Origin of the sequence: Gordonibacter pamelaeae 7-10-1-b, assembly GCF_000210055.1 — a bacterium.
GTDB classification, from domain to species: Bacteria; Actinomycetota; Coriobacteriia; order Coriobacteriales; family Eggerthellaceae; genus Gordonibacter; species Gordonibacter pamelaeae.
On the sequence record NC_021021.1, the window covers coordinates 2,342,743 to 2,347,041 of the forward strand.

At 68.8% G+C, this 4,299-nt stretch carries 5 protein-coding genes; 4 read left to right on the forward strand and 1 reads right to left on the reverse strand.

Features of this window, described 5'->3' with window-relative positions:
- On the forward strand, window positions 1-537 hold a 537-nt coding region (locus tag GPA_RS10960; RefSeq protein WP_167536647.1), incomplete at its 5' end, for a GGDEF domain-containing protein.
- Window positions 538-560: 23 nt separating this feature from the next.
- Here GPA_RS10960 and GPA_RS10965 read toward each other — a convergent pair.
- A complete protein-coding gene (locus tag GPA_RS10965; RefSeq protein WP_015539899.1) occupies window positions 561-2,246 on the reverse strand; it encodes a bifunctional diguanylate cyclase/phosphodiesterase in 1,686 nt (561 codons plus the stop codon).
- 307 nt (window positions 2,247-2,553) lie between these two features.
- Here GPA_RS10965 and GPA_RS10970 point away from each other — a divergent pair, with 307 nt between their 5' ends.
- From GPA_RS10970 to GPA_RS10980, 3 genes are all read left to right on the forward strand, one after another.
- The gene (locus tag GPA_RS10970) at window positions 2,554-2,976 is read left to right on the forward strand and encodes a DUF488 domain-containing protein (RefSeq protein ID WP_015539900.1); all 423 of its coding nucleotides are present in this window, start codon (window positions 2,554-2,556) and stop codon (window positions 2,974-2,976) included.
- A gap of 173 nt (window positions 2,977-3,149) precedes the next feature.
- Window positions 3,150-3,791 (forward strand): TetR/AcrR family transcriptional regulator, encoded by a 642-nt coding sequence (locus GPA_RS10975; protein ID WP_015539901.1) that lies wholly within the window; start codon window positions 3,150-3,152, stop codon window positions 3,789-3,791.
- On the forward strand, window positions 3,788-4,299 hold a 512-nt coding region (locus GPA_RS10980; protein ID WP_041240415.1), incomplete at its 3' end, for a flavodoxin domain-containing protein. The genes GPA_RS10975 and GPA_RS10980, both read left to right, overlap by 4 nt.

Consider the following 4,299-nt stretch of genomic DNA (forward strand, 5'->3'; position numbering starts at 1 on the left):
CTCGTGGAGGGCGCCCTGGCCGAGCCGCGCTGGGAGGGGGCGTGCAGCGCGCTGTTCATGTTCGACGTGGACGACTTCAAGAAGGTGAACGACGAGCATGGCCATCATCGCGGCGACGACGTGCTGCGCGGCTTCGCCCAGCTGCTGGAGCGGTCGTTCCGACGCACCGACATCGTGTTCCGCGCGGGAGGCGACGAGTTCTCCGCGTTCGTGGCCGACATCCCCTGCGCCTGCGTGGCCGAGCGCCTCTGCGCCGACGTGATCGCGGGCGTCGAGCGGCTCTCGGCCGAGGGCGTGCCGGTGAGCGTGAGCATCGGCGTTGCCGTGGGGCGGCCCGGCTGGCCGTACGAGGCGTACTACCGCGCGGCCGACCAGGCGCTCTACACCATCAAGCGCGCGGGCAAGAGCGCGTACTGCGTGGCCGTGATGGAGGGACGTGCCGCCGCAGCCCCGATGGCGGCCGCCGTGTCCGAGCGCTGCAGCCTGCCGCTGCCTGCGCAGAAGGAGGCGGCGCCGCGCACGCAGCCTGCCGCCTGACGTGCCCGGTGCAGGCCGGGCGCCTACTCCCCGGTGGCGTCTGCGCCCAGGAAGCGCTCCTCGAACTGCCCGGCGGGCAGCGGACGGGAGACGAGGAACCCCTGCACGCTGTCCGCGCCGATGGCGCGCACGGTGTCCAGCTCGGTCCGCTCCTCAACTCCCTCCACCGTCACCTCGATGTCCACGCTGTGGCAGAGGTCGATGACGGCGTCGATGAACGCGCGGTTGAACGATTCGACGTGGATGTTCTTGATGAACAGCCGGTCGATCTTCACGATGTCGGCGGGCGATTGGGACAGCAGGCCGAGCGAGGAGTACCCCGTGCCGAAGTCGTCCATGGCCAACCGTATGCCGATGGCGCGCAGCTGGTCGAACGTCGCGCGCAGCGCCTCGAGGTCGGTGACGAAGTAGCTCTCCGTCATCTCCAGCACGATGCGGCTCGGCTCGACGCCGGCCTGGGCCAGGAGGCGCTCCACGAACGGCACGAAGTCGGTCTCGAGCAGCTGCAGGTAGGAGATGTTCACGTTCATGATGAAGTCGGGCCGGATGCGGTCCCACGCCGCGCACTGGCCCACGGCCTGCTCGAGCACCCAGCGGCCCACGGTGCCGATGAGCCCGTAGGATTCCAACACGGGGATGAACTCGGCCGGGCTCACGCTGCCGAACTCGTCCGCGCTCCAGCGCAGCAGCGCCTCGGCTCCCGCGATGCCCAGCGTTCCCGCATCCACGAGCGGCTGGTAGTGCACCGAGAAGCCCCGCATGCCGTCCACGACGGACGCCTGCAGGCGGTCGCTGAGCTCCAGGCGGCGCAGCTTCTCCTCCGACATGGCCGACGAGAAGAACGACACGGTGTTCTTGCCGCGGTGCTTGCTTTCCTCCAGCGCGCTTTCGGCGTGCTTGACGAGGTCGAGCCCGGTGGTGCCGTCCTCGCCGACCATGGCGATGCCCCCCGACACCGTGCAGAAGTAAGGCACGCCGTCGATGGCCTGCTGGCGGTTGGCGAACGCGTGCACGGCGCGGTACAGGTCCTCCATGGCGCCGCGGTCGGCCTCGTCGAGCACCACCGCGATCTCGTCGCCGTCGAAGCGGAACGTGGAGGCGTTCTCGGGCAGCAGGCGCTGGAGCGTCTGGGCGAACTGGCGCAGCACGCCGTTGCCGAACGAATGGTCGTTGAGCGAGTTGATGCGCGAGAAGTCGTCGAGCCCCAACAGCAGGATGCCGCCCGAGGGGCGCTCGCGGGCGAGCAGGCGGTCGAGCACCTGCAGGCACTTGCCATGGGCGAACAGGCCCGTGGTGGCGTCCACCTCGCCCTTGCGCTCCAGGCTGGTGACGGCGCCCGAGAACAGCATGGGCGAGCCTTCGCCGTCGCGCATGAGCAGCCCGCGGCACATGATCCAGATGTACTCGCCCTTGCGGTTGCGCACCTGGTACTCCAGGTCGTGCTCGTCGGTCTTGCCGCAGAGCATGTCGTCGATGGACTCGTCGAAGCTCTGGCGGTCGCGATCCGCTATGAGCTCGCGCCACCGGGGGATGAGTCCCTCGAACACGCGTCCGGGCAGGTCGAAGTCCTGCTGCATGTTCTCGGACACGAGGGCCATGTCCGTTTTCATGTCGATGATGTAGAGGTAGTCGTCCGTGCTGTAGGAGATGGCATCGTAGAACAGGCGTGGGTCGAGGTCGAAGGAGTTCAGCGCTTCATTCGCATCCATGCAGGGCTACCTCGCGTCTTGTTGCCGGGCATTCAAATTAACGTTGACCGTATTGTAAGGTCAATCGGCCTTCTCGGCGAGCAGAAAGCGCAAGGAAGGGGTTTTCGGCGGCTGCGGTTGGCCGGGGCGCCGGCGAGCGGCTTCCAGCAGGGCCCGGCCGTGGCGGTTGCGTGACGGAATGCCTGCGGTTTGCCTGCGGTTGCGCCACAACGTCCGTGTGCGGCGCCGGGGCGGGGGGCGGTGCGGTTATGGTGTTCCGAAAAGCCGTGGCCCGCGTTCGCGCGCGGCCGAGAAGGAGCCTTCCGCCATGCGAATCAACACGATCAGCGCCTACGAGACCACTGCCGAGAAGTTCTTCGGCGCCTTGGAGTCATGGGACGTCGACCTGCTGCTGGACACGCGCCTGAAGAACACGAACCAGCTGGCAGGCTTCACCAAGAAGAACGACCTGGCGTACTTCGTGCCGAAGCTCCTGCACGCCGACTACGTGCACGACAAGCTGTTCGCCCCCGCGCCCACCATGCTTGAGCGCTACCTGCACGGCAACATCGGCTGGGACGCCTACGCCGACGCCTACCGCGAGGACATCCGCGAGCGCGAGGCCGTTCCGCAGTTCTACGACCGCTACGGCGAGTACAAGAGCGTCTGCCTCCTGGGCACCGCCACCCACAAGCGCCGCAGCCACGTGGAGGTGCTCCAGCAGATGCTCGAGGCCGCGACGAAGGGCTAGCGCCCTCGCCCCGCCGGCACCACGGTCCCGCTTCCTGCGCGCACGTCCCCAGCCCCCGTTTCCGCACCCCTTGGCCAGATGTTTCACGTGAAACATCTGTACGGTCGTTGGCTTGCTTGCAAAACTAGCAAGTGCTAGTATAATAGCTAGCGTTCGCTAGTTTAGGAGGATGCATGAGGGACAGGGACACGAAGGGTCGGATCGTCGAGGCGGCGTTCGGGCTGTTCGCGGAGCGGGGGTACCATGCCGTCTCCGTGCGCGACATCGCGGCGGCGGTGGGCGTCAAGGACGCGTCGCTCTACAACCACTTCCCGGGCAAGCAGGCCATCTTCGACGCGGTTCTGGCCGCGCAGCTGGAGCGTACGCGCGCGGTGTTCGCGGCGCAGGGCGTCATGGCCGCGCCGGCCGAACGCCCCGACGGGTACGCCGGGGCGTTCGAGGAGACGGAGCGGCGGGTGCTCGCGGGGTTCCGGCACTTCTTCGCGGACGGGGACATGGTCCGGTTGCGCCGGTTGCTGGCCGCGAGCCGCTACGCCGACGAGCAGGCCGCGGAGGCGTTCCGCTTCGTGTTCGTGGAGCAGCCCCTGGCCATCCAGCGCACGGTGTTCGAGCACCTGATGGCCGTCGGGCAGTTCGCGACCGACGACGCGGCGGCGCTCGCGCGCGAGTTCTACGGGCCGGTGTTCCTGCTCTTGCTCTCGGACGTCCCCTGGGAGGATGCGGAGCCGCTCGTGCGCGGCCACCTGGGGCGGTTCTTCTCCGCACAGGCGATCGGGGCGCCCGCGGGCGCCGCAGCGGAAGGGGGTGCGCGATGAGGGCCGTGGTGGTGTACGCATCGCAGACGGGTTTCACGAGGCGCTATGCGGAATGGATCGCGGAGGAGCTGGGCGGCGAGGCGGTGCCGGTGGAGCGGGCGGACGGGATCGACGCGGGCTCCTACGATGCGGTCGTGTTCGGCGGCTGGCTCCATGCGGGCGGGCTCGTGGGGAAGAAGTGGCTCGCGCGCGCCCGCGCCGCGCATCCGCGCACCCCGTTCGTCGCGTTCGCGGTGGGCGCGACGCCGCCCGAGTGGGCTGACATGGTGGACGAGGCGATGGCGCGGGAGTTCCCCTCGCCGGAGCTCGACGGCGTGGAGCGGTTCTACCTGCGCGGCGGGTTCGCCTACGAGCGGTTGAGCCTGCCGAACAAGCTGGCCATGAAGATGTTCTTCAAGATGCAGGAGAAGCAGGCGGCCACCGACCCGCGCGCCGCCGAGATGCTCTCGGGGATGCGCGGCGGCTTCGACGGCACCGACCGCGCCGCCATCGCGCCGGTGGTTGCCCG

What these genes read in the sequence shown, in the direction of transcription:
- GPA_RS10965 (WP_015539899.1), bottom strand. Translation starts at nt 2,246, where the DNA reads ATGGATGCGAATGAAGCGCTGAACTCCTTCGACCTCGACCCACGCCTG.
- GPA_RS10970 (WP_015539900.1), top strand. Translation starts at nt 2,554, where the DNA reads ATGCGAATCAACACGATCAGCGCCTACGAGACCACTGCCGAGAAGTTC.
- GPA_RS10975 (WP_015539901.1), top strand. Translation starts at nt 3,150, where the DNA reads ATGAGGGACAGGGACACGAAGGGTCGGATCGTCGAGGCGGCGTTCGGG.